General features: G+C 66.9%; 5 protein-coding genes. 3 read left to right on the forward strand and 2 right to left on the reverse strand.

The genetic code is table 11. The annotated features are described in order from the left end of the window. Positions 1-97: 97 nt before the first annotated feature. The gene (locus E1298_RS45130; RefSeq protein ID WP_131903518.1) at positions 98-388 is read right to left on the reverse strand and encodes a hypothetical protein; all 291 of its coding nucleotides are present in this window, start codon (positions 386-388) and stop codon (positions 98-100) included. A 395-nt stretch (positions 389-783) separates the two neighbouring features. Then, on the reverse strand, positions 784-1,200 hold the full coding sequence (locus E1298_RS45135; RefSeq protein WP_131903519.1) for a MerR family transcriptional regulator: 417 nt from the start codon (positions 1,198-1,200) through the stop codon (positions 784-786). Between the two features lie 125 nt (positions 1,201-1,325). Here E1298_RS45135 and E1298_RS45140 point away from each other — a divergent pair, with 125 nt between their 5' ends. From E1298_RS45140 to E1298_RS45150, 3 genes are all read left to right on the forward strand, one after another. Then, complete coding sequence (locus E1298_RS45140) at positions 1,326-2,174, forward strand: imine reductase family protein (RefSeq protein WP_243726235.1); 849 nt, start codon at positions 1,326-1,328, stop codon at positions 2,172-2,174. A 34-nt stretch (positions 2,175-2,208) separates the two neighbouring features. After that, positions 2,209-2,424, forward strand: coding sequence for a transposase (locus tag E1298_RS50990; protein ID WP_279499677.1), 216 nt, complete (start codon positions 2,209-2,211; stop codon positions 2,422-2,424). A gap of 408 nt (positions 2,425-2,832) precedes the next feature. Further along, positions 2,833-3,132, forward strand: a complete 300-nt coding sequence (locus E1298_RS45150; RefSeq protein ID WP_131903520.1) for a helix-turn-helix domain-containing protein — start codon at positions 2,833-2,835, stop codon at positions 3,130-3,132. The last annotated feature ends 453 nt before the right edge of the window (positions 3,133-3,585 follow it).

Raw genomic sequence — 3,585 nt, forward strand, 5'->3', positions numbered from 1 at the left:
CCACCACCCCGGCCCCCCTACCGACGCATAGACACCTCTGCACGTCGACCCGCGCCTAAGGTGCAACTCCAGGCGACCTAGCCCCAGCAAAACCCGGTCACAGGCGACGGGCCAGCACGACGCCGCTGACCGTGGCGCCCGCCCCGGCGACCAGCAAGGTAATGGCGTACAACTGCATCCGTTCCCGGCGTTCGGCGCAGCCCCGGTGAGTGTCACCGTATCCGTCTGCGCCGAAAGCGCTGCCACACGTCAGCCTGTCGTGCCCGTCATGACCCCACGGGTTCGGATACACGCCGAAGATGAACCCTGCCAGCAGCATCACGAGGCCGGCGCCCCAGAGCATCACAGCGATGCGCCGGCCCCAGAAAACCCTCTTAGCACCGTCCACGCGATCAGATTATCTCCAGAATCCGGGCGCCCATAAGCCCGTCAGCAAACACTCTGGCCACTGACAGGCTCGGTCGGAGTTCAGAGACAGTTTCAAACCCTGCACATGAGTCTGTACGCCGACAAACCCGCGCCGCATTACGAACTGGCCCGCGTCCACGCGATGGCCCGCCGCACGGGCCTTTACCGCGACGCTCTGGAGATGCTGAGCGTCACAATGCGGTTCCCATTCTTCGACGGCGCCGGGCAGAGCCATGAACCCCGGACTGGCGGCGCAGGCCCCTCGCCCGCGTCGCTCACCGTCGTCCACCCCGCTCAAGTCCTGCTCCCGACAAGGAGGCTACAAACCTTGGACGGCGGCGGACGAGCGTGTCCCTTAAGGTCCGATCTTCGCATTCAGCGCGTATGGGTCAGGGGTGCCAGGTCTCGGCCGCCGCGGGTGGTGGCGTGGTCCGCGGTGTCAGTGGGGGTGGCGTCGATGATGGCGTCGAGCATGGTCCGGGCCGTGTGCATCTGTGTGATCGATCTGCTGATCCGGTCGCGCTCACGCTGCAGATCGTTGAGTAGGTCAGGGCATGCTGCGGCGAGCCCGTCGCCGGTATCGATGGTGCAGGGCAGCACGTCGGCGATGGTGGTGGTGTTGAGTCCGGCGGCGAGCAAGGTGCGGATGCGTCGCACGCGTTCAGCGTCGGCGTCGTCGTACTCGCGGTATCCGCTCGGCCGTCGCAACGGCCGCAGCAGGCCCTGCTCCTCGTAGTAGCGCAACAGCCGCTGGCTGACACCGGTCCGCCTCGACAACTCGCCGATGCGCATGGACGCCTCCGGGTTGACTCTCACATCGATGTAAAGCTCTAGCTTAGCGGCGCAGCTACCGCGTGACCGCGCGGAGCCCATGTGTGTAGGAGGAACTCGTGAGCCATCGGATGGACTCTGTAGTCGTGATCGGACTGAACCCGCGGGGCATGGCCCTGGCCCAAGCGCTCGCAGCGGCAGGCATCCAAGTGGTGGTCTGGGACGAGGCCGGCCCCTCGACCGGGACATCTCCGGGCGAGGACCTACCGCGAGCCGAGTCGTTGCAGACGGCACTCACCAGTGCCTCGCTGGTCTTGATGTGCGTTGATGATTACGACGGCGTCCAGCGCCTCCTCGGTCAGGCCGAGCCGTACGTTACCGCTGACGTCGTCAATGTGACGTCCGGAACGAGCGCGCAGGCCGAGCGGGTCGCCGCCTGGATGAACACTCGCGGCGGTCGCTACCTTGACGGCGCGTTGATGGGCCATCCCGAGCATGTCGGCGTCCCGGAAACGGTGCTGGTGTACAGCGGCTCAGCCGAAGTCTTCGAATCTCACCGGACCGTACTCAACCACCTGGGTGAAGCCACGTACCTGGGCGCGGCGCCCGGCACCGCGGCCCTGTATGAAGTGGCGATGCTCAACTTCGCCTGGGCCACCCAGCTCGGTTTCCTGCAGACCGCCGCGCTGCTCGGCACGGCCCAGGTCCCGGCTACCACGGTGGCGCCTTTGCTGATCCGCTGGCTGTCGGCCACCGTCACCGAAGTGATCAGCGACTATGCCCGCCAGATCGACGACCGCCACTACCCAGGCGACCAGGAATGGCTCGAACTCGACGCCCCGCTGATGGACCACCTCGTCGAGGCCGCACGGGCACGCGGACTCGACACCGCCCTGCCGGAACTCATCCAGGCACTGACCACCCGGGGCATCGACGCCGGCCACGGCATGGACAGCTTCGCCAGCCTGACCGAGATCCTCCGCGCTCGACAGTGAACGGCCACGCCCACGCCAACGCGAGCCGACGCGGATCGACGTCGCCCGACTGCGGCGAACACTGGCGGAGCTGCCGCAGCCGCGCGCACCTGACGGGCGGATCGTGCTGGCGGTGCACGTCACCCCGTGGCCACGGCCGGACGCCAACCCCTCGCCAGAGCGACTGTTCTGCCACGTGCACGCCACCCGTCTGTCGTCCCTGCCGGCCACCTGCCCACCGGGGGCCGACCCCACGCCGGTGTGGTGGTAGTAGTCCGGTGCGGACGCCACCGCCACACCGGCGTCGACCTGCACCACCCCTGGGAACGCCCTGCCGAACCCGGACGGCTCACCCCTGCCTGGCCCGCAGAGGGTTCGCTACATCCAAGCCAAGTGCCCTCTGTTGACCAGCGCACCGAAACCCGGCACGGCCACCCGGCTCCAAGAACCGCTGTCACGGCGCGAGACCACTCCGCCCGCCCGCCTCGGGCAGACACCTAAAACGGCAAAATAAGTGTGCGTTGACGGGGCGCGGCCGCCTGATCGTACTGCTGACCGTGTTCCAGAAAGTCCGAAACGACTCTCAGCCTCATGACGTCGAGCGAGCGGTCAAGATGCGGCGGATCTGCGAGTCGTCCCATACACAACTCGCAGATCACGTTTACGAGAGGAGTGAGTGATGGTCAAGCACACGAACTGGCGAGCTTACCGCGAGCAGCGGTTGCGCGAGGAGATGTCTGCTCATCCCGAGTACGAGCAGGCGGGGCTTGATCTGCGTCTGGGCGACATGGTCCGTGAGCGCCCTATGGAGCTGGGGCTGACGCAGGGCGAGGTGGCCGAGCGGGCCGGTATCACCCAGCCCGCATTGTCGCGCATCGAGGGCGGTGGCGGGATACCCACGCTCGCGATGCTGGATCGCATCGCCAAGGCGATGCACACCACTTTCACCATCACCGTTGGAGACCATGCCGCGGCTTGACGGTGGGAACGCTGCGGTGCTCGGGAGAGCACCGCGGCGTCCGGGGCGGGTCAGAGACCAGGACGTTGGGGCGGGTTCGCTCGCTCCGCCCCTGACCGCCCGATCGAGGTGGCATCCGGGCGTGGCTAGAGCTGCAGTGGTCTTTGGCTGATGTGGCCGGGGTGGGTAAGACGCGCGGCATATCGCTCAAGTGCAACACCCTCACAAGGGCGCTGTCTCCTTGCCGCCGGTCATGTCGCGGGGGTTACTGGAGTCAGATGGCACAGTTCCGCAGCCAAGGTGCCTTCTGCCGGTACTGGCTGCACCGACCGTGATCAAGTCGGCCGGGGGCGTGACCGCGCTGGCCGTGCTCGTTGGGATCGAGTAGCACCTGATGAGTGCTGGGAAAGGCTGGGCTAGCGTGACGGGGGCGGCGGCTTGGGGATTCTGGATGGGGTGTGAATGGGGCGGTTG

The sequence above is a fragment of the Actinomadura rubrisoli genome (assembly GCF_004349215.1).
Lineage (GTDB): Bacteria > Actinomycetota > Actinomycetes > Streptosporangiales > Streptosporangiaceae > Spirillospora > Spirillospora rubrisoli.

Excerpts from the sequence above, each read along its gene's own strand:
- E1298_RS45135 (WP_131903519.1), bottom strand. The coding sequence starts at position 1,200 with ATGCGCATCGGCGAGTTGTCGAGGCGGACCGGTGTCAGCCAGCGGCTG.
- E1298_RS45150 (WP_131903520.1), top strand. The coding sequence starts at position 2,833 with ATGGTCAAGCACACGAACTGGCGAGCTTACCGCGAGCAGCGGTTGCGC.